This window comes from Herbiconiux sp. UC225_62 (assembly GCF_042694625.1).
Lineage (GTDB): Bacteria > Actinomycetota > Actinomycetes > Actinomycetales > Microbacteriaceae > Herbiconiux.
The window spans coordinates 1,636,784-1,662,003 of the sequence record NZ_CP170551.1; the positions used below are offsets into that span (position 1 = coordinate 1,636,784).

Annotated in this window: 23 protein-coding genes and 1 pseudogene; 8 read left to right on the forward strand and 16 right to left on the reverse strand. The window is 68.6% G+C overall.

All coding sequences use genetic code 11. The features are described 5' to 3' along the window. Positions 1–168: 168 nt before the first annotated feature. The 10 genes and pseudogenes from ACFJGU_RS07835 to ACFJGU_RS07880 form a co-directional block, all read right to left on the reverse strand. Positions 169–525, reverse strand: coding sequence for a hypothetical protein (locus ACFJGU_RS07835; protein WP_382309184.1), 357 nt, complete (start codon positions 523–525; stop codon positions 169–171). 80 nt (positions 526–605) lie between these two features. Next, a pseudogene (locus ACFJGU_RS07840) lies at positions 606–914 on the reverse strand (DeoR family transcriptional regulator); the annotation flags it as partial. A gap of 22 nt (positions 915–936) precedes the next feature. After that, positions 937–1,893 carry a DMT family transporter gene (locus tag ACFJGU_RS07845; protein ID WP_382309186.1) on the reverse strand — a complete coding sequence of 319 codons (957 nt, stop codon included), beginning with the start codon at positions 1,891–1,893 and terminating at the stop codon, positions 937–939. A gap of 177 nt (positions 1,894–2,070) precedes the next feature. After that, positions 2,071–3,237 (reverse strand): L-rhamnose isomerase, encoded by a 1,167-nt coding sequence (gene rhaI, locus ACFJGU_RS07850; RefSeq protein WP_382309188.1) that lies wholly within the window; start codon positions 3,235–3,237, stop codon positions 2,071–2,073. A gap of 71 nt (positions 3,238–3,308) precedes the next feature. Beyond that, positions 3,309–3,665: an L-rhamnose mutarotase gene (locus tag ACFJGU_RS07855; protein WP_382309190.1), complete on the reverse strand. Its 357-nt coding sequence runs from the start codon at positions 3,663–3,665 to the stop codon at positions 3,309–3,311. Next, positions 3,665–5,113, reverse strand: coding sequence for an arabinose isomerase (locus ACFJGU_RS07860; RefSeq protein WP_382309191.1), 1,449 nt, complete (start codon positions 5,111–5,113; stop codon positions 3,665–3,667). Before ACFJGU_RS07860 ends, ACFJGU_RS07855 begins: the two co-directional genes overlap by 1 nt. 82 nt (positions 5,114–5,195) lie before the next feature. Next, positions 5,196–6,272: a rhamnose ABC transporter substrate-binding protein gene (rhaS, locus tag ACFJGU_RS07865; RefSeq protein WP_382309193.1), complete on the reverse strand. Its 1,077-nt coding sequence runs from the start codon at positions 6,270–6,272 to the stop codon at positions 5,196–5,198. A 32-nt stretch (positions 6,273–6,304) separates the two neighbouring features. After that, the gene (locus tag ACFJGU_RS07870; protein WP_382309195.1) at positions 6,305–7,360 is read right to left on the reverse strand and encodes an ABC transporter permease; all 1,056 of its coding nucleotides are present in this window, start codon (positions 7,358–7,360) and stop codon (positions 6,305–6,307) included. Further along, entirely contained in the window at positions 7,353–8,333 is a 981-nt protein-coding gene (locus ACFJGU_RS07875) for an ABC transporter permease (protein WP_382309197.1), read from the reverse strand. The genes ACFJGU_RS07870 and ACFJGU_RS07875 overlap by 8 nt, the downstream gene beginning before the upstream one ends. Next, complete coding sequence (locus tag ACFJGU_RS07880; RefSeq protein ID WP_382309199.1) at positions 8,330–9,880, reverse strand: sugar ABC transporter ATP-binding protein; 1,551 nt, start codon at positions 9,878–9,880, stop codon at positions 8,330–8,332. Before ACFJGU_RS07880 ends, ACFJGU_RS07875 begins: the two co-directional genes overlap by 4 nt. A 228-nt stretch (positions 9,881–10,108) precedes the next feature. On the opposite strand from ACFJGU_RS07880, the gene ACFJGU_RS07885 reads away from it, so the two are divergent. Then, positions 10,109–11,119, forward strand: coding sequence for a LacI family DNA-binding transcriptional regulator (locus ACFJGU_RS07885; protein ID WP_382309201.1), 1,011 nt, complete (start codon positions 10,109–10,111; stop codon positions 11,117–11,119). Positions 11,120–11,145: 26 nt separating this feature from the next. Here ACFJGU_RS07885 and ACFJGU_RS07890 read toward each other — a convergent pair whose 3' ends face one another. Then, positions 11,146–11,364, reverse strand: a complete 219-nt coding sequence (locus ACFJGU_RS07890; RefSeq protein WP_382309203.1) for a hypothetical protein — start codon at positions 11,362–11,364, stop codon at positions 11,146–11,148. A 94-nt stretch (positions 11,365–11,458) separates the two neighbouring features. After that, positions 11,459–11,710: an addiction module protein gene (locus tag ACFJGU_RS07895; protein WP_382309204.1), complete on the reverse strand. Its 252-nt coding sequence runs from the start codon at positions 11,708–11,710 to the stop codon at positions 11,459–11,461. A 142-nt stretch (positions 11,711–11,852) separates the two neighbouring features. On the opposite strand from ACFJGU_RS07895, the gene ACFJGU_RS07900 reads away from it, so the two are divergent. The 3 genes from ACFJGU_RS07900 to ACFJGU_RS07910 are packed head-to-tail and all read left to right on the forward strand — an operon-like array spanning position 11,853 to position 15,303. After that, complete coding sequence (locus ACFJGU_RS07900) at positions 11,853–13,523, forward strand: circularly permuted type 2 ATP-grasp protein (protein WP_382309206.1); 1,671 nt, start codon at positions 11,853–11,855, stop codon at positions 13,521–13,523. Positions 13,524–13,528: 5 nt separating this feature from the next. Further along, on the forward strand, positions 13,529–14,461 hold the full coding sequence (locus ACFJGU_RS07905; protein ID WP_382310312.1) for an alpha-E domain-containing protein: 933 nt from the start codon (positions 13,529–13,531) through the stop codon (positions 14,459–14,461). Then, complete coding sequence (locus ACFJGU_RS07910) at positions 14,458–15,303, forward strand: transglutaminase N-terminal domain-containing protein (protein WP_382309208.1); 846 nt, start codon at positions 14,458–14,460, stop codon at positions 15,301–15,303. Before ACFJGU_RS07905 ends, ACFJGU_RS07910 begins: the two co-directional genes overlap by 4 nt. A 36-nt stretch (positions 15,304–15,339) precedes the next feature. Here the strand turns inward: ACFJGU_RS07910 and ACFJGU_RS07915 are convergent, their stop codons facing one another. After that, positions 15,340–16,404 (reverse strand): cell wall-binding repeat-containing protein, encoded by a 1,065-nt coding sequence (locus ACFJGU_RS07915; protein WP_382309209.1) that lies wholly within the window; start codon positions 16,402–16,404, stop codon positions 15,340–15,342. 167 nt (positions 16,405–16,571) lie between these two features. Between ACFJGU_RS07915 and ACFJGU_RS07920 the strand changes: the two genes are divergently transcribed. Both ACFJGU_RS07920 and ACFJGU_RS07925 read left to right on the forward strand, forming a co-directional pair. Then, positions 16,572–17,465 (forward strand): alpha/beta fold hydrolase, encoded by an 894-nt coding sequence (locus ACFJGU_RS07920; protein ID WP_382309211.1) that lies wholly within the window; start codon positions 16,572–16,574, stop codon positions 17,463–17,465. Next, the gene (locus ACFJGU_RS07925) at positions 17,466–18,785 is read left to right on the forward strand and encodes an alpha/beta hydrolase-fold protein (protein ID WP_382309213.1); all 1,320 of its coding nucleotides are present in this window, start codon (positions 17,466–17,468) and stop codon (positions 18,783–18,785) included. Positions 18,786–18,859: 74 nt separating this feature from the next. Here the strand turns inward: ACFJGU_RS07925 and ACFJGU_RS07930 are convergent, their stop codons facing one another. From ACFJGU_RS07930 to ACFJGU_RS07940, 3 genes are all read right to left on the reverse strand, one after another. Further along, positions 18,860–21,400 (reverse strand): glycoside hydrolase family 65 protein, encoded by a 2,541-nt coding sequence (locus ACFJGU_RS07930; RefSeq protein WP_382309214.1) that lies wholly within the window; start codon positions 21,398–21,400, stop codon positions 18,860–18,862. A gap of 86 nt (positions 21,401–21,486) precedes the next feature. Beyond that, the gene (locus tag ACFJGU_RS07935; RefSeq protein ID WP_382309216.1) at positions 21,487–22,233 is read right to left on the reverse strand and encodes an HAD family hydrolase; all 747 of its coding nucleotides are present in this window, start codon (positions 22,231–22,233) and stop codon (positions 21,487–21,489) included. Positions 22,234–22,267: 34 nt separating this feature from the next. After that, entirely contained in the window at positions 22,268–22,885 is a 618-nt protein-coding gene (locus tag ACFJGU_RS07940; protein ID WP_382309217.1) for a TetR/AcrR family transcriptional regulator, read from the reverse strand. 108 nt (positions 22,886–22,993) lie between these two features. Here ACFJGU_RS07940 and ACFJGU_RS07945 point away from each other — a divergent pair, with 108 nt between their 5' ends. After that, complete coding sequence (locus ACFJGU_RS07945; protein ID WP_382309219.1) at positions 22,994–23,551, forward strand: hypothetical protein; 558 nt, start codon at positions 22,994–22,996, stop codon at positions 23,549–23,551. Next, positions 23,551–24,984: a dihydrolipoyl dehydrogenase family protein gene (locus ACFJGU_RS07950; protein ID WP_382309221.1), complete on the forward strand. Its 1,434-nt coding sequence runs from the start codon at positions 23,551–23,553 to the stop codon at positions 24,982–24,984. Before ACFJGU_RS07945 ends, ACFJGU_RS07950 begins: the two co-directional genes overlap by 1 nt. Positions 24,985–25,220 lie beyond the last annotated feature (236 nt).

Below are 25,220 nucleotides of genomic sequence, written 5' to 3' on the forward strand. Positions count from 1 at the left end.
GTCGAGTGTCAGATTGTGTGAACTTCACAAAAGCTAACAGAGACGCCTCCGTGCGTCAACGGCGCGAGGGTGAACGCGCGGTGGCGGGATGGATGTCGAGAACCGCAAACGTGGTGGCAACCGAGCGCTCTACGGGCACGGTGTGCCTCAGGATTGCGGAATTCGCGCTCAGCGGAGTTCGACGAGGGGGCGGAGGGCGTCGAGGCGGGAGTCGGCGGGGTCGAGCTCCGTCACCACGATCGAGATGTGCTCCCACGGGATGGCGACGGCGGTGGCGCGCCGCTCCAGTTTCGCCGAGTTGATCAGCAGCACGGTCTCGCGGGCCGCCCGCACCATCTCGCGCTTCACCTGCGCCTCCTCGAGGATGGTCTCGCTCGTGCCGTGCTCGAGGTCGGCGGCGGAGGCGGACGTGAAGAACCGGTCGTAGTTGAGCATCGCGGCCGCCGCGCAGGCGATGGGGCCCACGAAGCTGTCGGTTCGCGGTTCGAGCTCGCCACCCACCAGCACGGCGCGAGTGCCGCGCACGGCGCGCGCGCGCGGGCGTGGTTGTGCGCCGAATTCGTGGCGATCAGAAGGTCGTCGACCGACCGCAGCTGCGTCAGCAGGTGCCCGGATGTCGACGACGCGTCGACCGCGATCGCGCCACTCGCCGGCACCAGGTCGAGCGCTTTGCGGGCGATCTCCGTCTTGGCAGCGTCGTCGACCCCCTGGCGCTCTTCGAAGGAGCGCGCCTTCACGGTGGCGACCGCGCCGCCGCGCACCCGCACCACGACACCCTCGCGCTCGAGCGCTTCGAGGTCCCGCCGCACCGTCATCGTCGAGACGCCGAGGTCGGCGGCCGACTCCTCGAGCCGGATGACGCCGTCGTGCTCCAGGCGGCCGAGCAGGCGCTCGCGGCGTTCGGCTCCGATCATGCTGTCACCCTATCTTCCGGGCTCAGGGGGTGATCTCGGCGAGGTGTTCGAGGTCGGACTTCGGTGCCCCGGGCTTGTCGCGCTGGGTGGCGATGGCGGTGCCGGCCGCCCCGCAGACGATCGCGATCGCCACCACTTCCAGCACGGTGAACTGCTCGGAGAGGATGAGCCAGCCGAACACCGCCGCCACCACGGGTCCGAACGCGGTGATGATCGCGTAGAGGCGCGGGGTGATCCGCCGCAGGATGAAGGTGTCGAGACTGTACGGCAGGGCTGACGACAGGATGCCCACCCCGACGAGCAGGGCCAGCACCCGCCAGTCGATCACCGTCACGTCCACGGTGGCGACCGCGAGGGGAAGCAGGATGACGAGACTCACGATGCCTGCGACGGTGAGCCCTTCGAGACCCGGGAGCCGCGTCGCGACCCGCCGCGTGAGCACGATGTAGGCCGCCCACGCGGCGGCGGCCGTGAGCGCGAGCGCGATACCCCAGCCGTCGACCGTGCCGTCGAACCCGGTGAGGAGGAACACGCCTCCGCCGGCGGCGACCGCGCAGATCACGTCGAGCAGGCGGCGGGAGGTGACGAGAGCCAGCGTGAGCGGGCCGAGGAACTCGATCGTGGCTGCGATGCCGAGGCCCAGCAGATGCACCGCCTGGTAGAACGAGAGGTTCATCACCGCCAGCGCGAGGCCGAGGGCGATCGCCGGCCACAACCGCCGCCAGGTGAGCTCCGAGCGCTTCGGGCGGTAGAACGGCAGCACCACGGCCGCCATCACGAGCTGGCGCGCGGCCACCACCACGGGCGCTCCGACGATCGGGATGACGAGCCCCGCCAGCGCTGACCCGAGGTTGATGCTCACCTCGGTGCCGAGCTGAGTGGCGGCTCCCACGGTGCGCCGCCGCGCTGCCGTCACTCGCGCTGCGCTGCCGCCGCCGCTCGCCGCATCGCCGCCCGCGGGCATCCGCTCCTCCACCACCCCTCGACCCTACGGCACCCCGCCCGCCGCCCGATCGCCGTTCATCCGCACGCTTTGGCGCATCCCGCCGCCCCCATTCCGCGAAAACGTGCGGGTGAGCGCAGCGCACGATGAATTGCGGCCCGAGACCCCCACCACCAGGGGTCCCGGGCCGCAAACCTGCGGGGCGAGAGTGGCTTACGCGCCCCAGCTCGCCTGCGCGCCGCCGACACGCTCGGCCACGATCTGCTCCTGGTAGCCGGAGGCCTTGAACGCCGCGATCGGGTCGCCCGGCAGCCCGCGCGACTCGCGCCAGGCGGCGAGCGGAGGCCGCACATCCGTGTAGAAAGCGTCCATCAGGATGCCGTTGGCGCCGAGCACGTCGTTCGCGTTCTGCGCCTCGAGCAGGGCCGCGCGGTCGACGAGCAGCGCGCGCGCCGTCATCTCCTGCACGTTGAGCACCGAGCGCATCTGGCCCACGATCTTCTCTTCGACGTTGTGGCACTGGTCGAGCATGAACGCCACCGGCGAGTCGACCGCGTAGCCGCCGCCGCGCACCACCTCGAAGAGGATGCGGAACAGCTGGAACGGATCGGCCGCCCCCACGATCAGGTCGTCGTCGGCGTAGAAGCGCGAGTTGAAGTCGAAGGAGCCGAGCTTCCCGAGCCGCAGCAACTGCGCCACGATGAACTCGATGTTGGTCCCCGGCGCGTGGTGGCCGGTGTCGAGGCACACGAAGGCGCGGTCGCCGAGCGCCGAGACGTGGGCGTAGGAGGTGCCCCAGTCCGGGACATCCGTGTGGTAGAAAGCCGGCTCGAAGAACTTGTACTCGAGCACGAGCCGCTGCGAATCCCCGAGAGCGTCGTAGATCGCCGAGAGCGACTCGGCCAGCCAGTCCTGACGCGAACGGATGTCGCCCTGACCGGGGTAGTTCGTGCCGTCGGCGAGCCAGATCTTGAGATCCTGCGAGCCGGTGAGGTGCATGATGTCGATGCACTCGAGGTGGTGGTCGATCGCCTTCTGGCGGGTCGCCTTGTCGCTCGAGGTGAGCGAGCCGAACTTGTAGGCCTCGTCCTGGAAGGTGTTCGAGTTCACGGTGCCGAGGTCGACGCCGAGGTCGTTGGCGTAGGAGCGCAGGGCCGAGTAGTTCTCGACCTTGTCCCACGGGATGTGCAGGGCCACCTTCGGGGCGAGCCCGGTGTACTTGTTGACCTGGGCCGCATCCGCGATCTTCTCCTCCGGGGTGCGGGGCGTGCCCGGCGTGCCGAAGACCTTGAAGCGGGTGCCCGAGTTGCCGAACGCCCAGGAGGGGAGCTCGATCGCCTGACGCTCGAGCTCGGACGCGATGTCGCTGAACTGCACCATTGAAATTCTCTTTCGTGTATCCGGATCCGCCTGCGGGAATAGTGAAACGATTCACTATTCAGTCTAGCGTGTCAAGTGGTCGTTGTGGTCCCGAGCTGGTCTTCGAGGTGGAACACCTCGGTCAATTGTTGGAAACCGGTGTCGGGCTCGCCTTCGAGATCGACGAAGAACTCGCTCATCTCGGCCTGCCAGCGGGCATTGACGTCGGTGGCCCCCATGCCCGCCTGAGCCGCTTCGAGTGACAGGGTCTCGAAATAGCCGATGAGGAGGCCATCCGGGCGCAGGAAGAGCGAGTAGTTGTTCCACCCGTTGTCCTTGAGCGCCTGAGCCATCTCGGGCCAGATCGCGGCGTGCCGCCGGGTGTACTCGGGAATGAGCTCGGGCTTGACGTGAAGCTGGAAGCAGACGCGTTGTATCGGATGTGACATTAGAGCTCCCAGCTGCGTTTTGCGGACATGTCGACGTGGCGGTGGCCGATGCCGAGAAGCGCGGCAGCGGCTTTGATGTCCGCGGCGCGGTGGCCGACACAGAGCGCCCAGTGGTGCCCGATGCCGGTCTGCGACCATTCGTCCACCCATTCTCCGGGGTCACCGCCGAAGTCGACGCGCGAGGTGGTGTTGCCGATCTCGAGCAGGGGACCAGGAACGACGGAGCCTTCGGACGTGATGAACACGTAGGAACCGTCGCGCTCCTGCCCGAGCCCGAAGGTGGTGACTGGTCCGGCCTGCACGTCGAACTCGACCGAGACGCCCCAGCCGCGCTTGCCGTGGTAGACGCCGAGGCCGCGCAGCAGCGGATCGCGGGCCGAAACGGCGAGGTGTGCGGGGCCGTCGTGCCCCATCTCCACGACGTCGTCGTAGAAGTTGATCGCCTGGATCTCGGTGAAAGATCCGCCCGAACCGATGGCCTGAGCGGCGAGCATGGCGATCGAGGTGCGCAGTTCGTATTCGCCGGCCATCGGGATGCCGCGAGCCGTGAGGATCGAGGACCCGAGGATCATTCCGGCACCGAGACGCTCATGCTGCTCGCCCTGAAGTCCGCGGTGGTAGTAGGCGACCGTGTCGAGGTCGAAGTCGGACACCAGGCGGTCGAGAGCGACAGAGACCTTGGCGCCCCAGTCGAAGTCTTCCTGGTCGACCGAACCGTCGATGGTGAAGAGTTCACGGGCGAGGTCGACGCGTTCGCGTACCTGCGCATCCGTTACCTCATCGACGCGCACGCGGAGGTCATCGAACTCGAGCACCTCGACGTGCGAGCCGAACTGCGTCTGCACGAGGGTGAGGTCGGTGGAGACGTCGAGCATGCCCGGGTAGAGGTGGCCCATCAGGCCGTGGCGAGCGGTTCGCAGGCGGGCGCGCACGCCCGCGGCGTGCACCCACTGGTTGATGCGGGTCCAGGCCGACTCCTGCTTCAGGTGACCCGAGACCGAGCGGAACGGGATGCCGGCCCGCTTGAAGACGTTGGCGACCTCGGGCACGGGGCACTGGCCGCAGTAGGCGAGCCACTTGCCGGTGTCGAAGTTCGCGTGATCCATCGCCTCGGTCGGCTGCAGGTCGATGACGAGCACCGGCGTGTGCGACTTCTGGGCGATGGGCAGCACCATCGAGGAGGTGAGGTAGGTGGTGAGGAAGATCACGATGAGGTCGCAGTCGGCGACGCGCAGCTTCTCGGCCGCGGCCGTGGCCTCCTGCGCATCGGACACGAATCCGACGTCGACGACCTCGGCGTCGAGCTCGTTGAAGCGCCCGGTCACGTAGGCCGACGACTCCCGCAGCTGGGGCAGCAACTCGGGGAACTGCGGCCAGTAGGCGGCGAGGCCGCCGGCGACGAGGCCGATGCGGGTCTTGCGCCGGGAGAAGGGGGTGAGGATGCTCATGGCTCTTCCTGGAGATGGTGCGGAAAGAGGGGGAGGCCGGCGCCGGGAGGAGGACCCGGCGCCGGCCGGAGACGGCTACGGCCTAGAAGTCGTAGTCGTCGATGTTGTCGGCGTTGAACTTGGTGGGCGGGCCGACGACGATGATGCCGTCAGCTCCCACGGTCTTCTCGCCCAGGTCACCGGCGGTGAACGTGTCACCCTCGGCGCCGGTGATGGTGCCGTCGACGAGCGCCTGGCCCGCGTAGGCGGCGACGTAGCCGAGCTGCGCCGGGTCCCACAGGGCGAACTCGGTGACGGTGCCGTCCTTGACGAACTCGCGCATCTCGTTCGGCAGACCGAGGCCGGTCAGTGCGACCTTGCCCTTGTAGTCCGAGGTCGAGAGGTACTTCGCCGCAGCAGCGATGCCGACCGTGGTGGGCGAGATGATGCCCTTCAGGTTCGGGTAACTCTGCAGGAGGCCCTGGGCCTCCTTGAACGACTTGTCGGCGTCGTCGTCACCGTAGACCGTGGTCACGAGGTTGAGCTTCGCGTAGTCGGGGTTCGACTTCAGCTCCTCCTCCATGAACTTGATCCACTCGTTCTGGTTGGTGGCCGTCGCGGTGGCGGAGAGGATGGCGATGTCGCCGCCGGCTTCGCCGAGCTGATCGTTGATCATCTCGAGCTGCACGAGCGCGACATCCTTCGCCACGACCTGGCTCACGAACACGTCACGGAAATCGGGGTTCGTGTCGGAGTCGAACGCGACGATCTTCGCGCCGGCGTCGCGGGCCTGCTGGAGCGACGGGCCGACGGCGTCGGGGTCGTTCGCGGCGATCACGATGACGTTCGCGCCCTCCTGCGTGGCCTGCTCGATGAAGGGGACCTGCGCGCTCGCGCTGGCCTCCAGCGGGCCGAGGGTCGAGGCGTCGAAGCCGATCTCCTTCGAGGCCGCGTCGCCGCCGCCGAGAACGACGTCGGTGTACGGGTTGTTCAGCTGCTTGGGCAGGAACACGATCGAACCGGGGCTGTCGCCGCCGGCGCTGTCGGTCGAGGAGGCGTCGTCAGACGTCGCCGCGCATCCGGTCGCCACCAGAGCGAGGGTTGCGGCAATGGCCGCGAAGGATGCGATGCGTCGTCCGTTGCGGGAGCCGGAGCTCCCGGACTTGTGAAACAACTCCATTGTTCTTCCTTTCTTAGGGCACGCCTGGTGCGTTAGGCGCTGGTTGGACCGGAGGTGGACAACCTCTGGACGTCTCGGCGCACCCGCGACAACCGGATGCGCTCACGAACCCAGCCGACGAAGCTGGGTCCGACGACGGAGATCACGAGAAGGGCGCCCGTGACGATGACGAGGGTGGTCTCAGGCACCTTCGCGAGCCGGAGGGCGTAAGTGAGGGTTCCGATCAGCAGCACGCCGCCGACCACGCCCGGGATGGTGCCCTTGCCGCCGAAGATCGACACGCCGCCGAGCAGCACCGCGGCGATGACGCTGAGCTCGATGCCGGTGGCGTTGTCGGGGCCGGCGCTCGCGAAGCGCAGGGTCCAGTAGACGCCGACGAGCGAGGAGACCACGCCGGTGGCGACGAACAGCCAGAACTTCGCGTGTCCGACGCGGATGCCCACGAAGGTCGCCGCCTCTTTGCTGAAGCCGAGGGCGTAGAGGCCGCGGCCGAAGGGGGTGAAGTGCAGCAGCACCCCGAAGAAGGCGATCACCACGAGCACGAGCACCATCACCACCGGGATGCCGGTCGCGCCGAACTTCGCGGTGGAGAGGGCGGTGAGCTCGGTCGGAAAGTTCGAGACCTTGCCGTCGCCGATCACCACGAGGGCGAGGCCGCGGTAGAGCGCGAGCGTTCCGATCGTCACCGCGAGCGACGGCAGCCCGAGCGTGGTGATCAGGAACCCGTTGAAGGCTCCCGCCGCCACCCCGACGAGGAGGCAGAGCAGGATGACGATCCAGATGTTCAGTCCGCTGTCGCGCCAGAGCACGCCCATCACGGCGCTGGTGAGGCCCGCCGTGCTCGCCACCGAGAGATCGATCTCGCCCGAGATGATCACGAGGGCCATCGGCATGGCGATCAGGATGATCGGCACGATCTGGATGAGCAGGAACCCGACCGTGAGCGTGCTGGCGAAGTTCTTCACCGAGATCATCGAGACCAGGATCACGAGGATGAGCACCGCGAAGATGATCGCGTCGTTGCCGCGCAGCCAGCGCGGGAGGCCGCGCTTGGGGGCGGCGGAGGTGTCGATCAGAGTCTCAGACATCGCGAGCCTCACTTACTCGTAGCTTCCTGGTATTTCGGATGCTCACCACGCGGTCGACCACGATGGCCGCCAGGATGAGCACGCCGACGATGGCCTGCTGCCAGAACTTGTCGACCCGGGTGGCGGTGAGCGAACTCGTGATGGTCGACAGCAGCACGGCGCCGATCGCAGCACCGACGACGGTGCCCGATCCGCCGAAGATGGCGACACCGCCCACCACTACAGCGGCCACGACGTCGAGCTCGAGGCCCGAACCGGTGAGGGCGCCGACCGAGTTGTAGCGCGAGGCGTAGAGGATGCCGGCGAGACCGGTGAGGGCGCCGCAGGCGATGAACGCGGCCATCACGCGGCGGCCGGTCGGGATGCCGAACAGCTTCGCGGCATCCGGATCGGAACCGATGGCGTAGAGGTCGCGCCCACCGCGACGGAAGGCCAGCACGACGGCGACCACGATCACCACCACGACGGCCATGATCGTGATGATCGGGAAGCCGAAGAAGGTGTCGACCGAGAGCTGACCGAACGCCTTCGGGTTGTCGCCCGAGAAGTATTGCTTGCTGCCGGCCCAGGTGGAGAGGATGCCGCGGTAGATGTACAGCGTGCCCAGGGTGATCACCAGCGCCGGCACCTTCGCGAGCGTCACCAGGAGTCCGTTGATGGCGCCGAGCACGCCGCCGAAGACGATGCCGATGAGGAAGACGAGCGGGATCGGCATCCCGGGCGCGATGTTGAACAGCGTTCCCGTGCCGAACGCCACCAGGCCCACGATCGAGCCGACCGACAGGTCGACGTTGCGCGTGATGATGACCAGCGCCTGACCCACGGCCAGGATGATCATGATCGTGGCGTTGAGCAGCAGGTCTTTCACGCTCTGCGGAGAGAGGAAGAGCGGGTTGATGGCGAAGGTGATGAGCACCAGCACCACCAGTGCGGCGGCCACCGGGATCTCTCGCTGACGGAAGAAGGTTCTCATGCGGCGGCTCCTTCGGATGACGCGGTCGCCGCGTGCATGACACGCTCGGCGGTGGCCTCCTCGCGGGAGAACTGGGCGGAGATCCGGCCCTCGTGCATCACGAGCACGCGGTCGGCCATCCCGAGCACCTCGGGGAGCTCGGAGGAGATCATCAGCACGGCGATGCCGCGGCCGGCGAGGTCGGAGAGCAGGCGGTGCACTTCGGCCTTGGTGCCGACGTCGATGCCGCGGGTGGGTTCGTCGACGATGATGAGCTTCGGTTCCGTCGCGAGCCACTTGGCGATGACGACCTTCTGCTGGTTGCCGCCGGAGAGCGTCGAGACCGCGTAGTCCTGCGATCCGGTCTTCACCTGCAGGCGCTTCGACCAGTCCTCGGCGACGCGTCGCTCGGTGCGGCCGTTGATGAGGCCGAATTTCGCGAGCGTCTTGCGCAGGGTGAGGGTGGCATTCTTCGCCACCGAGAGATCCATCACGAGTCCCTGCTTGCGGCGGTCTTCGGGCACGAAGCCGATTCCCGCGTCGATCGCCGACTGGGGACTGTGCGGTTTGAGCGGCTTGCCGCCGAGGGTCACGCTGCCCGCGTCGTACTTGTCGATGCCGAACACGGCGCGCGCCACCTCGGTGCGGCCCGCGCCCACGAGGCCGGCCAGTGCCACGATCTCGCCCGACTTCACCTCGAAGTCGATTCCCGTGAAGACGCCGGCGCGACCGAGGCCTTCGACCTTCAGCACGGTGGCGCCGATCACGGCCTCCGACTTCGGGAACAGGGCGTCGATGTTGCGGCCGACCATCTCCCGCACGATCTCCTCGACGGTGACGGCCGTGGTGTCGTGGGTGGAGATGTAACGGCCGTCGCGCATGACGGTGATCCGGTCGCACAGGGCGAAGACCTCGTCGAAGCGGTGGGAGATGAAGAGGATGCCGGCGCCGCGGTCACGCAGGGCGCGGGCCACTCCGAACAGGCGGTCGACCTCGACGCCGCTCAGAGCCGCCGTGGGCTCGTCCATGACGAGCACTTTGGCGTCGAGCGAGATGGCCTTGGCGATCTCGATGATCTGCTGGTCGGCGATCGAGAGCCCCTCGGCCACGCGGTCGGGGTCGATCGGCACGCCGAGACGGGCGAAGAGCTCGCGGGCCTGGCGGCGCATCTCGGCGCGGTTGATCAGGCCCGCGCGGTTGCGGGGCTGACGGCCGATGAAGATGTTCTCGGCGACGGTGAGATCGGGGAACAGCGTCGGCTCCTGATAGATCACCGAGATGCCGGCCAGCTTGCTGTCGGCGGGGGTGCGGAAGCTCACCGGCTCGCCGCCCACGAGGAAGACGCCACCGTCGGGCTGGTGCACACCGGCGAGGATCTTGACGAGGGTCGACTTGCCGGCGCCGTTCTCTCCGACGAGGGCGTGGATCTCGCCGGGCCGGATGTCGACGGTGCCGTCGGCAAGGGCGATCACCGGACCGAATGTCTTGCTCGCTCCGGTCAAGGAGAGTGCGGACACCACCGGTGTCACGTCTGCCGGAAGAGTTCCGGTATAAGGGTCAGTCGCCATTGGCTACCCACCACCTCCGCATCGAGGATCGAACAGTGAATCGTTTTACTGTGGTGCAGCCACGACTCTACGGCGGAGAATTCGATCGCGTCAAGTTGGATGCGGAATCGTTAGGGTTTCGAATTCATCGATCTCAGTGAATCGTCTCAGCGCGTCGGCGCGGTATCCTCAGGAAGCGTTCCGATGCGGCTGTTCCGCGTCGCGAACCCCGACCACTATGAGGTGAGTATGGCAACGGCCAACGTCCGCGACGTCGCAGCGCTCGCCGGGGTCTCCGTCGGCACCGTCTCCAACGTGCTCAATCAGTCCAAGCCCGTCGCGCCCGACACCGCGAAGCGCGTGCTCGACGCCATCGACAAGCTGGGCTTCATCCGCAACGACGCCGCCCGGCAGCTGCGGGTGGGCCAGAGCCGCACCGTCGGCATCATGGTGCTGGATGTCAGCAACCCCTTCTTCACCGACATCGCACGCGGCGTCGAAGACACGCTCACGAACTTCAACCGCTCGCTCATCCTCGGCAACAGCGGCGAGAGCGCGAGCCGTGAGCTGAGTTATCTCGACCTGTTCGAGGAGCAGAGGGTGGCGGGGCTGCTCATCACGCCGGTCGGCAACGTGCTCACCCGCCTCGAGCGGCTGCGCGAGCGCGGTTCACCCGTCGTGCTGGTGGACCGTCACGAGAACGCCCGCAGCTTCAGCTCCGTCTCGGTCGACGACCACCGGGGCGGGCAGCTCGCCGCCGAGCACCTCCTCGACCTCGGGCGCACGAACATCGCCTTCGTGGGTGGGCCGCGCGCCGTGCTGCAGGTCGCCCAGCGCTCCGGCGGCGCTCAGGATGCCGTCCGGGAGCACGGTGCGCGGCCGCTCCGCATCCTCGAACTCGACTCGATGCGCGCCGATGCCGGTCGGGTGGGCGCCGAGCAGCTTCTCGCGCTGCCGGCGGAGGAGCGGCCGGACGCGGTGTTCGCCGCGAACGACCTCATCGCCCTCGGGGTGCTGCAGGCGCTCACGCACGCCGGTGTGCGGGTTCCCGACGACATCGCGATCATCGGCTACGACGACATCTACTTCGCCGCGAACGCGGCCATCCCGATCTCCTCGATCCGCCAGCCGGCGTGGGAGATGGGACGCACCGCCACCGAACTGCTGATGGCCGAGATCGACGCGCCGCGCGCCGACGAGTACCAGCACGTCGTCTTCCAGCCCGAGCTGATCGTCCGCGAGTCCACCTCCCGGCCGTAGGGCCTGACGGGGTGCCAGCCTCGAGGTCAGTCGCTCAGACGGTGTGTCCAGTAGCCGGGGAGACGTTTCTCGTGTGCGTATGCGACGACGAAAACCTCGCCTCCGACGAGAACGTAGACGATGTCGAACGGGAAGCCGGCAATGCTGCGGGAGTAGATCTGCGGTGTCCGCCGTTGATTGCGGAAGAAACCCCAGGTGATCGACGGGTCAAGGATGCTCTCGATCGCTGAGTCGACGTCGTCCACGAAAACGTCGCCCACTGGGGGCGTTTGCTTTCGTACCACGTTGCTGCGGCGCGGTACTCATCGAGCGCATCAGCGTGCTCGCGCCAGCTGAGCCTCACTCCCGGAGGGCGTCGATTTCGGCACGAACTCGAGCGTGCGCTTCGCGCCCATCGACGAGCGGTGCCGTGCCGTGCATGATCTCGGTGACGCGCCCGCCGACGACCTCATCCCACGCGGTGTCGACATCCGCCTGCCCCGCGTCAGGATCCCGATCGACACTGAGGAGCAATTGGTGCGCAACCTCGAGGCGTTCGTCGGTGTCGAGGGCCTTGCCCGCCTCGATGTACGCCGCCAGCTCCGGAGTCATGGCTCACGTGTACGGCGTGGTTCGCACCATATGGAGTCGTACGCGCCATGAAGCGAGGATAGCTCAGCCTGGCGCTCGGGAAGAGAATCCGCGCCACGGCTCGGAAACACCGCCGCAACACCACCGCAGTAGGCTCGCCAGCATGGTTGACCTGTTCGACGGCTACGGCGCCACCCTCCTGCCGAGAACACGGCGCGGTGCCGCCTCACCGTGGGACGAGATGTTCCCCGAGCCGAAGTCGCACGATCCGGTGGATGCGCGAGCCGCCTACAAGGACATCTACAACGCCCTCGCCAAGATGACCCAGGAGGAGTTGCGCGGCCGCACGGACGCACTCGCCAGCTCCTACCTCGCCCAGGGCGTCACCTTCGACTTCGCCGGCGAGGAGCGCCCCTTCCCGCTCGATGCCGTGCCTCGCGTGATCGAGCAGAGCGAGTGGGTGGACGTCGAGGCCGGCATCAAGCAGCGCGTGCGCGCGCTCGAAGCCTTCCTCGCCGACATCTACGGATCGCAGGCCGCCGTGCGCGACGGCGTCATCCCGGCCGGGCTGATCAGCTCGTCGAATCACTTCCACCGCGAGGCCGCGGGGATCGTGTCGCCGAACAACGTGCGCATCCAGGTCTCCGGGATCGATCTCATCCGTGACGAGAAGGGCGCCTGGCGGGTTCTCGAAGACAACGTGCGCGTGCCCTCGGGCGTTTCGTACGTCATCTCGAACCGACGCGTCATGGCTCAGACGCTGCCCGAACTCTTCGTCTCGATGCGGGTACGGCCGGTGGGCGACTACCCGAACAAGTTGCTGCAGGCGCTGCGGGCGTCGGCTCCCTCCGGCGTCGATGACCCGACCGTCGTCGTGCTCACCCCCGGTGTCTACAACTCCGCCTACTTCGAACACACCCTGCTGGCGCGGCTGATGGGCGTCGAGCTCGTGGAGGGGCGCGACCTGTTCTGCTCGGGCGGGCGGGTGTGGATGCGCACCACGGCCGGTCCGACCCGTGTCGACGTGATCTACCGCCGGGTCGACGACGAGTTCATCGACCCGCTGCAGTTCCGCGCCGACTCGATGCTCGGGTCCCCCGGGCTGCTGCTCGCGGCACGGCTCGGCAACGTGACCATCGCGAACGCCGTGGGCAACGGCGTCGCCGACGACAAGCTCGTGTACACCTACCTGCCCGACCTCATCCGCTACTACCTGGGCGAGGACGCGATCATCCCGAACGTCGACACCTGGCGGCTCGAAGACCCGGGAGCGCTCGAGGAGGTGCTCGACCGGCTCGACGAGCTCGTGGTGAAACCCGTCGACGGTTCCGGCGGCAAAGGCCTCGTGGTGGGGCCGGATGCCTCGCCGAAGGAGCTCGAGACCCTGCGAGCCCGGCTGATCGAGGACCCGCGCGGCTGGATCGCGCAGCCCGTGGTGCAGCTCTCCACCATTCCGACCCTCGTCGAGGACGGGATGCGCCCACGGCACGCCGACCTGCGCCCCTTCGCCGTGAACGACGGCAACGACATCTGGGTGCTGCCGGGCGGGCTCACCCGCGTGGCGCTGCCGGAGGGCCAGCTCGTGGTGAACAGCTCGCAGGGTGGCGGGTCCAAGGACACGTGGGTGGTGGGGCAGGATCCGCTGTCCTCGTCGACCGATGGGCACAACATCCAAGGCCTCGTGGCCGAGCAGGCGGCCAACACGCAGTCGATCGCGATCGTCGGACACCAGCCCGACCACTCCCCGGAGGACCGGCCCCGCAATCAGGACCAGGCGCAGCAACAGCAGCAGTCGCGCGCGCATCGCTCGCCCGTTCACGGAGAGGACGAGTGATGGCCATGCTCTCGCGCATCGCGGAATCGCTGTTCTGGATCGGTCGTTACATCGAGCGCTCCGACGGCACGGCCCGCATCCTCGACGTGCACCTGCAGCTGCTGCTCGAAGACCCCTGGATCGAGGAGAACCTGGCCTGCCGATCGCTCCTCTCGGTGATGGGCAGCGACGTGCCCGACGACAGCCGCTCGCTCACCCGCGCCGACGTGCTGGCGACGCTCGCCGTCGATCGCACGCATCCGGCCTCCATCGCGTACTCGCTCGGTGCCGCCCGCGAGAACGCGCGGCGGGCCCGCGAGATCGTGTCGACCGAGCTCTGGGAGTGCCTCAACACGACCCGCGCCCGGATGCCACGCCGGGTCGCCGCCGAGAAGACCCACGAGTTCTTCGGCTGGGTGCGCGATCGCTCGGCGCTCGCCGTGGGCATCATGGAGTCGTCGGCCAGCCGCGACGAGGCCTGGCACTTCTTCACGCTCGGCCGTTCGATCGAGCGCGCCGACATGACCGCTCGACTCCTCGCGACCCGTTCGCTCACCGAGGCGTCGGGACCGTCGTGGACGACGATCCTCCGCTCCTGCGGCGCCTACGAGGCCTACCTGCGCACCTACCGCGGAGTGCCCTCGGCCCGCAACGCGGCGGAGTTCCTGCTGCTCGACCGGCTCTTCCCCCGCTCGATCCTCTACTCGGTCACCCGCGCCGAGCAGTGCCTGCGCGATCTCGCGCCGCGCAACGAGCGGGTGGGGGTCTCCGACAGTGCTCAGCGACTGCTCGGGCAGATCCGGTCGCAGCTCGAATACCGCCCGATCACCGACATCCTGCAAGAGCTGCCGCGCCACATGGACGGTGTGCAGGAAGCGACCAGCGCGGCCTCGGAGGCCGTGCGGCAGCGCTACTTCCCCACGAACTCGGCTCCGAGCTGGATCGGAGAGAGCGCATGAACAGGTTGCGCATCAGGCACGTCACCGGATATCGCTACGAGGGCGAGGTGCAGGCCTCCTACAACGAGGCGCGGATGCTCCCCGTCTCGTCGGAGGGCCAGTTCGTGCTGCACTCCTCGCTCGACATCGCACCGGTCTCCTCCTCGCACAATTACGTCGACTACTGGGGCACCCGGGTCTCCTCGTTCGAGGTGCTGACCCCGCACAAGGAGCTCTCCCTCACCGCCACCTCTCTCGTGGAGGTGCGGAACCGGGCGCACGCGCCGCACGAGGTCGACTGGTCGCTGCTGGCGGATGCCGCGGCGACCTCGACCACGTACGTGGAACAGAACAAGCAGACCAAGCTGACCGAACCCGCGCCCGATCTCGCCGCCCTCGCCGCGGAGATCGCCGCCAAGCACGCCTCGCCCTGCGATGCCGCCCTCGAGATCTGCGCCGAGATCGGCCGCCAGGTCGAATACGTGCAGGGTGTCACGGGGGTGCAGTCGACCTCGCGGGAGGCGTGGCTCGACAAGCGCGGTGTCTGCCAGGACATCACGCACATCGCCATCGGCGCGCTGCGCTCGGTCGGCATCCCGGCCCGCTACGTGTCGGGCTATCTGCACCCGAAGCCCGATGCCGCGATCGGCGAGACCATCGCCGGTGAGTCCCACGCCTGGGTTGAGTGGTTCTGCGGCGATTGGCGTGGCTTCGACCCCACGAACTCGATCGACATCGGGGAGCGCCACGTCACCGTCGGTCGCGGTCGCGACTACAACGACGTGGCACCCCTCCGCGGCGTCTACGCCGGGCCCTTCGGTTCGCAACTCTTCGTGACCGTGGAGATCACCCGCGAGTCCTGAATCCGTGTCGGCCACCGACGAGTCTCCGGGTCGGCCCTACGGGCGCAGGTAGTCTCTCAGCTTCTCCATCGTGGCGTCGGAGACCGACGCGGTTCCGCCGAGTACGACGATGCGGTTGGGCCGGAGTCGGCGGAGCTCCGCCTCCACTGGTCCGGGGACGGCATCCGTGGTGACCAGCAGCATCGGCCCGGCGTTCGCGATCGCGGCGGCACCCCCGGAGAGCGCATCCGCGAAGGCCGCGCCCGACGCGACGAAGACGGTCGGCACGCTCGGCGGGAAGGCGTCGGCGGAGACGGCTGCCGATACCGCATAGCGGTCGGGGCCGTCGATGCGGCCCGTCGTGCCCATCGTGCGGAGCTCTGCCAGCACACCGTCGGAGACGGTGCTGAGGCCGCCCAGCACCACGATCTTCGCGGGGGCGAGTCGCCGGAGCTCGTCGGCCACGAGAACCGGGACGACATCCTTGCCGACCAGCAGTACCGGACCACCGAGCCGACCGGCCGCTGCCGAGGCGGACAGGGCATCCGGATACGACGAGCCCGAGGCCACGTAGGCCACGGGCCGGTGCGAACCGAAGACGTTCGCCGACACGCTCGCCGACACCGCGAAGCGATCGGCGCCGCCGACCCGATCGATCCGGCCGGAGAAGGCGCGCAGCGCGGTCTCGACCTCGGGCGCCACCGTGGCCGGTCCGCCGAGCACCACGATGCGCTGCGGCTTCAGCCGCCGCAACTCGGTCGCGACCGGGACTGGGATCTCATCCGGTTTCGTGAGCAGCACGACGCCTCCCTCCGCGCCGGCGGCCGCGGAGGCGGAGAGCGCGTCGGAGAACACCTCGCCCGACGCCACATAGGCCACGGGGACGCCCGGTTCGAAGGTGTGCGCCGAGACCGCGGCGGACACGGCGTACCGGTCGGCGCCCCCGATGCGCTCGACGAACGGATCGGGCACCACGGCCTGGCTCTGGTCGCCGGGGCCGGAGGTGGGCGGAGGCGCGGCGAACGCGGCGGTGGCCCCGCCGGCGGTCAGGCCTCCGGCGGCGATCACGGCGGCGACGACGCCCGAGAGGAGACGGGAAGGGAATCTGAGTGAATTTTTCATGGGCCGAAGGTAATTCGAGGTCGAGCGCACCCGGACCGACCTTCGGGAATCTGTGGACAGATACCAACCAGCCCTTCCCTGTGGACAACTCACTCCGCGGCGCCGGGACCCGTTCTGGGGGTTCCGCGACGCCCCGATCCCGCGGAGGCCGCGTGCAACAATGACGTATGTCCGAGGAGCCCACGGCCGCCCACTTCACCGCCCGGTTCACCGACGAGGTGGGGGTGGAGATCACCTACCACGGCTGGACCGTCCCCGCTCCCAAGGCCGTCATCCAGATCTCCCACGGAGTCGGCGAGCACGCCCGTCGCTACGACACGCTCGCTCGCGATCTCAACGCCTCGGGCTACAGCGTCTACGCCGCCGACCAGCGCGGACACGGAGCCACCGGCCTCGCCCAGCACCGGAACGACCGCTCTCAGCTCGGCCGCCTCGGCGAGGGCGGACTGCGGGCCACGGTCGACGACATCCGTCAGCTCGGCGTCCAGATCGCCCGCGAGCACCCCGACGTGCCGCTGATCCTGCTCGGCCACAGCTGGGGGAGCCTGATGGTGCAGAAGCTCGTCAACACCCCGGCGCTCCTCCACTACGCCGGCATCGTACTCACCGGAACGGCGTACCGGATGCCCGGCCACATGGACGGAGGTGACCTCACCCGCAAGCACCGCCCGGCGCGCGGCGAGGGCAACGGCTTCGAGTGGCTGAGCCGCGACCCCGCGGCGCAGGAGCGTGCCGCTTCCGACGAGCTGATGTTCCCGGCCGAGGTGCTCAAGCTCTTCGGTCTCGCCGACGCCCTGCGCCTGTTCGGCCGGCCCGCGAAGCACCTCAGCGCCGACGTGCCGTTGCTCATCATGGTGGGCACCGATGACACCCTCGGCGGTGAGCGCAGCGCGCAGAAGCTGCGCGACGCCTACCGCACGCGCTCGCACCTGAGCGACGTCCAGCTCACCGTCTATCGGGACGCGCGCCACGAGATCCTCAACGAGACCAACCGCGACGAGGTCGTCCGTGACCTCGTGGCCTGGCTCGACCGCCACTTCGGCGCCCCGGAAGAGCGGTAGATGGACGCGATCCTCGGCCTCGACATCATCAAGGGGCCCTTGATCTGGATCGTTTTCGCGCTCAGCGCGGCCGCCTTCCTCTACCTACTCGCTCGCCCGCCGCGCATCCGCTGGGTGCTCACGGCCCTCATCGGCCTGCTCGGCGGAGCGCTCATCGCCTTCGGCACCATCGCCGTCGTCGAGGCGCTCAATCTGTTCGGCGTGCCGCTCACCGCGCAGACGGATGCCTGGATCGTCGCCACCTTCGCCGCCATCGGCCTCGCCGTGGTCAATCTCTGGCGGTCGCGGTGGTGGCGCAAGGTGATCGCCGTCGTGGGGATCGTGCTGTTCGCGGCATCCGGAACCCTCGGAATCAACGCCTACTTCGGCCTCAACCCGACGATCGCAGCACTCCTCGGCATCACCATCGAAAACCCGATCGACATCGACAACAAGCCGAACCCCACCCCCACCGGCAGTCCCGCCCCCGACACCGCGGGCAAGCCCCTCTCCGAGACGTGGAACCCGCCGGCCGACATGCCGACCACGAGCAAGACCGGCACGCAGGTGATCCCCGCCACCGCCTCCGGGTTCTCCAGCCGGCCTGCCGGCATCTACCTGCCGCCCGCTGCGCAGGTGCCGGACGCGCCCGAACTGCCCCTCGTCATCCTCATGATGGGGCAGCCGGGCAACCCCGACGTGCAGTACATCGCCACGGTGCTCGACGAGTACGCGGCGAAGAACAAGGGGCTCGCGCCGATCGTCATCGTGGCCGACCAGCTCGGCGACCCCGACCTCGACCCGGTGTGCTCCGACACCGCGAAGCTCGGCAACGCCGAGACGTTCATCACGCAGGACGTTCCGAACTGGGCCCGCGCGAACCTCCGCATCGACCAGGAACCGGCGCACTGGGTCATCGCCGGCTACTCCAACGGCGGCGGATGCGCGTTCAAGTACGGCGCGAAGTATCCCGAGATCTGGGGCAACGTGCTTGACATCTCCGGTGAGGAGTACCCCGGGTCGGAGGAGCCCGACCAGGTGATCGCGAACCTGTTCGGCGGCGACGCCGCGGCCTTCGAGGCGCAGAAGCCCGAGGCGATCCTGAAGTCGGGCGAGCACCAGTACCCGGACACCACGGCGATCTTCACGGTGGGCGGCAACGACCCCACCTTCATCCCCGAGGCGCAGGGAGCGTCGGATGCCGCGAAGGCGGCCGGGTGGAACACCACCTACTACGTCATCCCGGGCGCCGGCCACGTGGTGGACGCCCTCGAGGGCGGCTTCGAGAAGGGCTTCGAGGTGCTCTACCCGCGTCTCGGCCTCTCGGCTCCGGCGGGTTAGCCGAGTTTCGGTGCAAATGAGAGGGACTGACGGCGTATAGCGGGTCGGTCGCTCGCATTTGCACCGTTACTCGGCTAGTCCATGCCCACCAGGGCGTCGGGCTCGTCGTGCTCGGCCACGATCGTGGGCATCGACGCGGTGATGACCGAACCGTCGGCGCGCACCGTGCCCTCGATGTCGGAGGTGGTCGGTGCTCCCTCGATGGTGGGGCGGTCGTCGGCCAGCGCGACCGTGACCGGTGCGCCGGGGCCGACCTCCACTCGCTCGCCGCGCACGTAGACCACCACCGGGCCGCCCTTCTCGATCGTGAAGGTCATGCGGTCCTGCCGGAGGTCCACCTCGATCAGCGAGCCCTTGATGCAGACGTGGAAGACGAGCGAGTCCCACTCCTCCGGCAGTCGCGGATCGAAGGTGAACTTGCCGAGGTAGTCGCGCATGCCGCCGAAGCCGAAGGTCAGCGCGCTCCACACCCCGCCGGTGGAGGCCACGTGGATGCCGTCGGCCGTGTTGTTGTGCAGGTCGCCCAGGTCGACGAACAGCGCCGCCCGGAAGTAGCCGAGCGCGAGCTCACGGTAGCCGACCTCGGCCGCGATGATCGACTGCGTCGAGGCGGACAGGGTCGAGTCGCCCGTGGTGAGGGCGTCGTAGTACTCGAAGTCGGCGCGCTTCTCCTCGGTGGTGAACTCGTCGCCCTGCAGGAAGAGGGCGAGCACCACGTCGGCCTGCTTGATCACCTGGAAGCGGTAGATCACGAGCGGGTGGAAGTGCAGCAGCAGGGGGCGCTTCGAGGCCGGCGTGTTCTCGAGGTCCCACAGCTCCTTCTCGAGGAACTGCGAGTCCTGGGGGTGGATGCCGAGATCCTCGTCGAAGAGCACGTGCATCGCCTCGGCGGCCGTGGCCCACTCGAGGATCTCGTCGTCGGTGAGGTCGAGCCGCTTCACCATCCGCGCGTAGGCCTCCGGCGCGGTCTGCTTCATCTTGCGCGTCTGCCGCACCGCCGCGCGGAGGTTCGCCCGCGCCATCACGTTGGTGAAGAGGTTGTCGTTGACCACGGTGGTGTACTCGTCGGGACCGGTGACGCCGTGGATGTGGAAGGTCTCACCCTCGGCGCCGTGCCCCCGCCAGAAGCCGAGGTCGGCCCACATCCGCGCCGTCTCGACCAGGATGTCGATGGCGCCGCGGTAGAGGAAGTCCTCGTCGCCGGTGGCCGCGACGTACTGCGAGAGCGCATGGGAGATGTCGGCGTCGATGTGGTACTGCGCCGTTCCGGCCGCGTAGTAGGCCGAGGACTCGAGGCCGTTGATCGTGCGCCAGGGGAAGAGAGCCCCGCGCTGGTTCAGCTCGATCGCCCGCTCGCGCGCGGAATCGAGCATGCCGTGCCGGAAGCGCAGCGCGTTCCTGGCCACTTGTGGCGAGGTGTAGGTGAGGAAGGGGAGCACGTAGATCTCGGTGTCCCAGAAGTAGTGCCCGCCGTAGCCCGATCCGGAAACGCCCTTCGCGGCGATGCCGCCGCCGTCGGTGCGCGCGGTCGACTGCGCCAGCTGGAACAGGTTCCAGCGGATGGCCTGCTGCACGTCGGGTTGCCCCGCCACGACGATGTCGGCGCGCTCCCAGAAGTCGTCGAGCCACTCGCGCTGGTGCTCGAAGACCTCCTCGATCGGCGTCTCGCGGATGCGGTCGAGCGTGCGGTTGGTGCGGTCGGCGAGCTCGGTCGTGGGCACCGTGGAGGACGTGTGGTACGCGATGGTCTTCACCAGACGGATGCGTTGCCCCGCCTTCGCCTGAACCCGGTAGACCTGCTTCGCGATGTCGTCGTCGATCTGGGCCGATTCGCTCCACTCGTTCTCGGTCTCGAGGTGGTGCTCGGCGCCGACCGCGATGGTCATGCCCGAGTTCGCGGTGCGATAGCCGAGAACGTAACGGCCCTCGTGAATCCACTTGAACCGCGGCAGCAGCACGCGGTCGCCGAAGCCGTTGGCCTTGCGCGGGTCGGCGATGGGGGCACCCCCGGCGGTCGCGCCCGTGCCGCTCGCGACCGGGGCGGCGGCGAACTCGTCGACGCGGTCCTGACGGTTGAGGATCTGGCTCGAGATGAGAACCGAGGCATCCGAGTCGAGCATCGTGACCTCGTAGTCGATCACGGCGAGGTGCCGATCGGTGAAGGAGACGAGGCGGCGCGAACGAATGAGCACCCGCTTGCCCGACGGCGTGCGCCACTCCACGACGCGCTCGAGCACACCGGTACGGAAGTCGAGGCGGCGCGAGTACTCGATCGTGTCGGCGTCGGCCACCACGAAGGGCTCGTCGTCGACGTAGAGACGGATGACGCGGGCATCCGGAGCGTTCACGATGGTCTGGCCCACGCGCGCGAAGCCGTAGGCCTCCTCGGCGTGCCGGATGGTCCAGGTGTCGTGGAAGCCGTTGATGAAGGTGCCCTCGGCGTAGGCCTTGTGGCCCTCCTCGAAGTTGCCGCGCATGCCGAGGTAGCCGTTGCCCACGGCGAACAGGGTCTCGGTGCGCCCCTGGGTTGCGGTGTGGAACTCCGCCTCAGTGAGGGCCCATTCGTCGAGCGGGAACTGGGAGCGGTCGAGCGGATCGGAGGCGATCGGATTCATCTGGGTTCTCTCGGAGAAGGCAAGGGGGGTCGATCGATGCTAGCGAAGCGCCACGGCGGTGACGAGAGGAAGGTCAGGAGTTCCTGTCAGCGGAGCGCGGGGACGAGCTCGTCGAGGTCGTTCACCACGATGTCGGCGCCCGAATCGAGCAGCTCCTGGGCGCCCACGCCGCGGTCGACTCCGACGACCAGCCCGAAGTCGCCGTCGCGACCGGCCTGCACGCCGGAGTGCGCATCCTCCACCACGACGCATTCCTCAGGGGTGAGGCCGAGAAGTTCGGCGGCGCGACGGTAGGTGTCGGGAGCCGGCTTGCCCGGCAGGTGCTCAGCGGCGGCCACCTCGCCGTCGACGATCACGTCGAAGCGGTCACGGATGCCGGCTGCCACGAGCACCGGCACGGCGTTCCGCGAGCTGGAGACGACGGCCACTTCGTACCCGGCGTCGATGGCGGCGGTGAGGAACTCGAGCGAGCCCGGGTAGGCGGCGACGCCGCGCTCCACCAGTTCGGCCTCGAACTCGCCGTTCTTCTGGTTGCCGAGGCCCCAGACCGTGGGGGTGCCGGGCGCGTCGGTGGGGCTGCCTTCGGGCAGCGAGAGGCCCCGTGCCTCGAGCATGGTGCGCACGCCGTCGACCCGCGGCTTCCCGTCGATGAAGAGGAAGTAGTCGTCGTCGGTGTAGGCCGGAACACCGTGCGCCGCGAGGTACGGCGCGAACAGGCGCGCCCAGGCGCGACGGTGCACGTCGACGGTGGGAGTGAGCACTCCGTCGAGGTCGAAGAGGATCGCGCGAGCCGTGGCGAGGCGGCTCGCGTCGCGGGTGACGGTGGAAGTCATGCGTCAACGTTAACCGCTCGGCGTGAACGTGATGTCAACGCCGTGTTTCGATCGGGGACTCGATGATGGCGAGGGCGGCGAGCCGGAGGGTCTCGGCGACCTTCTGCGGGTCGCTGAGGTAGCCGTTGACCATGGCTCCGTCGCGGAGCATCTGCAGTTGCCCGGCGGCCGTGTCGGCGTCGGCGATGCCCGCATCTGCGGCGATCGACTCGAACAGATCGCGGGTCCAAGTCCGGTGGGCGTCGACCACGATGCGCACGGGGTCGTCGGGGTCGGGGGTCTCGGCGGCGGCGTTGATGAAGGGGCATCCGCGGAATCCGGGCATGCAGCTGAACACGCCGATGATCTCGGCGATGTTCTCGAGCGCCTGTCGCGGGTCGGCGTCGCCGCGGGCGGCCTCGAGGGCGCTCCGCTCCTGTTCGGCTTGGCGCTCGAGGTAGGCCACCACGAGGTCGGTCTTGGTGCGGAAGTGGCGGTAGAAGGTGACCTTCGTGACGCCCGCGGCCTCGATCACGCGATCGGCGCTGGTGCCCCGGATGCCGTTGGCGGAGATCAGCTCGGTCGCGGCATCCAGGATCCGGGTGCGCGCGAGGCCTTCCCGGCCGAGCCCGCGGCCCAAGGGTGCGGCGGCCTTCTGCGGCGAGTCGCTCACGAATCACTCCCTCCTGGCGACCGGGACTTGCGTCGCGGTGCATGTTCACTCTAGAGTCCCCATTGTAGACGTACTAGTTCGTCTACAAATCTGAATGGAAGAGAATTCATGACGACCGTCGATTCATCGACCGCGGTTCCTCTCGCCAGGACCCTGCGGCGCCTCTACTTCACCCGCTTCGGCTTCGCCGTCGTCTGGGCTCTGCTGCTCGCCCTCGTGGCGCCGAGCGTCGCGCCGCTGCTGACGGTGCTGCTGGTGCTGTACCCGCTGGTCGACGCGGCGTCGGTCTTCACCGAGCTCCGCGCATCCGGCTCGTCGCCTCGGTCGCGCATCAGCGAGACGGTGAACATCGTCGTCAGCGTGCTGGCCGCCCTCGCTCTCGGCTGGGCGTCGTTCGTCTCTCCGGCCGCCGTTCTGGCGGTCTGGGGTGTGTGGGCGATTCTCGCCGGCGCCACGCAACTCCTCACCGGGCTCAGCCGGCGCAGGCTCGGCGGTCAGTGGCCCCTGATGTTCAGTGGCGGTCTCTCCGTGCTGGTGGGCTTCGCGTTCCTCGCGCAGGGGGTCGGCGGCGGCACCAGTGTGACGTCGGTGGCCGGCTACGCCACGCTGGGCGGAGTACTCTTCCTCGTCTCCGCCATCCGCCTGACACGAGCGGCGCGCGCCTGATGGCCGCGGACCAGAACCCCACGACTCCCGGCCCCGACTACGACCTGATCGTGATCGGTGCGGGGCCGGTCGGCGAGAACGTCGCCGACTACGCGACGAAACGCGGCATCCGCGTGGCGATCGTCGAATCCGAACTCGTCGGCGGCGAGTGCTCCTACTGGGCGTGCATGCCGTCGAAGGCCCTGTTGCGCAGCGGTCATGCGCTCCGCGCCGTGCAACGACTCGACGGCGCACGGCAGGCGGCGACCGGATGGCTGAACGTCCCCGCCGTTCTCGCCCGTCGGGATGCGTTCGCGAGCGATTGGAACGACGACGGCCAGGTCGCCTGGCTCGAGTCAGCCGGCATCGACCTGATCCGCGGTCACGCCCGCATCACCGGCCGGGGCGCGATCGACGTCGACGGCCGCCCCTACCGGGCGAACGCGATCGCGGTGGCGACCGGGTCGATCCCCGTGCTCCCCGACATCCCGGGCCTCGCCGATGCGAACCCGTGGGGCACCCGGGAGGCCACCAGTGCGAAGGGCGTCCCGCCGCGATTGCTCGTGGTGGGCGGCGGGGTCGCCGGCACCGAGCTCGCCACCGCCTACGCCTCGCTCGGCTCCCAGGTCACGCTGGTGGCCCGCAGCGGACTGCTCGTGCGCGAGGAGCCCTTCGCCGGAGAAATCGTGGCCGGCGCCCTCCGCGGGCTCGGCGTCGACGTGCGCCTCGGCACGACGCTGCGAAAAGTCGATCGGGATGCCGCCGGCGTGGTGACGACGGAGCTCGATGATGGCACGATCGTGGTGACAGACGAAATCCTGATCACGACGGGACGTCGCGCGAGCACTTTCGATCTCGGCCTCGAAACCGTCGGACTGCATCCCGGGGAGTGGCTGACCGTCGACGACACCATGCTCGTGAGCGGAACCGACTGGCTCTACGCCGTCGGCGACGTCAACGGGCGCGCGCTCCTCACCCATCAGGGCAAGTACCAGGCGCGCGCCGCGGGTGAGGTCATCGCGGCCCGCCTCACCGGGACTCCTGTACACGCCGAGCCCTGGGGCGACCACGTCGCCACGGCCGACGACACGGCCGTGCCCCAGGTGGTCTTCACCGACCCCGAGGTCGCGCGTGTCGGACTCACGGAAGCGGATGCCCGGGCCCGTGGCCTCACCGTGCGCGCGGTCGAGTACGAGCTCGGCTGGGTCGCCGGCGCGAAGCTCCACGCCGACGGCTACGAAGGCCGCGCGAAGATGATCGTGGACGAGGATCGGCAGATCGTCGTCGGCGCGACCTTCGTCGGCCAGGACGTGGCCGAACTGCTCCACTCGGCCACGATCGCCGTCGTCGGACAGGTTCCCCTGCACCGGCTCTGGCACGCCGTTCCGTCGTATCCCACGATCAGTGAGATCTGGCTCCGGCTGCTCGAGACGTACGGCCGGCCGGCACTCTGACCCCCAACAGAACAACCCCTCAGAACAACCCCCACAGAAAAGGAAGAATCCATGCCCACGAAGATCACCCTCATCATCGACAACCCCTCCGACGCCGAGGCGTTCGAGAGCGACTACGCCGGGATCGCGGCGCTCGCGCACGAGCTCCCCGGGGTGCGACGCGTCGAATCCGCCAAGGTCTGGCCCAAGGAGGACGGCACGCCGACCCCCCGCGCACCGCACACTCGACCTCTACT

Bases quoted from the DNA above. Each gene is read 5' to 3' on its own strand.
- ACFJGU_RS07945 (WP_382309219.1), top strand. From the start codon at position 22,994: ATGACGACCGTCGATTCATCGACCGCGGTTCCTCTCGCCAGGACCCTG.
- ACFJGU_RS07950 (WP_382309221.1), top strand. From the start codon at position 23,551: ATGGCCGCGGACCAGAACCCCACGACTCCCGGCCCCGACTACGACCTG.
- ACFJGU_RS07905 (WP_382310312.1), top strand. From the start codon at position 13,529: ATGCTCTCGCGCATCGCGGAATCGCTGTTCTGGATCGGTCGTTACATC.
- ACFJGU_RS07930 (WP_382309214.1), bottom strand. From the start codon at position 21,400: ATGAATCCGATCGCCTCCGATCCGCTCGACCGCTCCCAGTTCCCGCTC.
- ACFJGU_RS07885 (WP_382309201.1), top strand. From the start codon at position 10,109: ATGGCAACGGCCAACGTCCGCGACGTCGCAGCGCTCGCCGGGGTCTCC.
- ACFJGU_RS07900 (WP_382309206.1), top strand. From the start codon at position 11,853: ATGGTTGACCTGTTCGACGGCTACGGCGCCACCCTCCTGCCGAGAACA.
- ACFJGU_RS07910 (WP_382309208.1), top strand. From the start codon at position 14,458: ATGAACAGGTTGCGCATCAGGCACGTCACCGGATATCGCTACGAGGGC.
- ACFJGU_RS07935 (WP_382309216.1), bottom strand. From the start codon at position 22,233: ATGACTTCCACCGTCACCCGCGACGCGAGCCGCCTCGCCACGGCTCGC.
- ACFJGU_RS07915 (WP_382309209.1), bottom strand. From the start codon at position 16,404: ATGAAAAATTCACTCAGATTCCCTTCCCGTCTCCTCTCGGGCGTCGTC.
- rhaI (WP_382309188.1), bottom strand. From the start codon at position 3,237: ATGGTGCAGTTCAGCGACATCGCGTCCGAGCTCGAGCGTCAGGCGATC.
- ACFJGU_RS07855 (WP_382309190.1), bottom strand. From the start codon at position 3,665: ATGTCACATCCGATACAACGCGTCTGCTTCCAGCTTCACGTCAAGCCC.
- ACFJGU_RS07860 (WP_382309191.1), bottom strand. From the start codon at position 5,113: ATGAGCATCCTCACCCCCTTCTCCCGGCGCAAGACCCGCATCGGCCTC.
- ACFJGU_RS07880 (WP_382309199.1), bottom strand. From the start codon at position 9,880: ATGGCGACTGACCCTTATACCGGAACTCTTCCGGCAGACGTGACACCG.
- ACFJGU_RS07875 (WP_382309197.1), bottom strand. From the start codon at position 8,333: ATGAGAACCTTCTTCCGTCAGCGAGAGATCCCGGTGGCCGCCGCACTG.
- rhaS (WP_382309193.1), bottom strand. From the start codon at position 6,272: ATGGAGTTGTTTCACAAGTCCGGGAGCTCCGGCTCCCGCAACGGACGA.
- ACFJGU_RS07920 (WP_382309211.1), top strand. From the start codon at position 16,572: ATGTCCGAGGAGCCCACGGCCGCCCACTTCACCGCCCGGTTCACCGAC.
- ACFJGU_RS07870 (WP_382309195.1), bottom strand. From the start codon at position 7,360: ATGTCTGAGACTCTGATCGACACCTCCGCCGCCCCCAAGCGCGGCCTC.
- ACFJGU_RS07925 (WP_382309213.1), top strand. From the start codon at position 17,466: ATGGACGCGATCCTCGGCCTCGACATCATCAAGGGGCCCTTGATCTGG.
- ACFJGU_RS07895 (WP_382309204.1), bottom strand. From the start codon at position 11,710: ATGACTCCGGAGCTGGCGGCGTACATCGAGGCGGGCAAGGCCCTCGAC.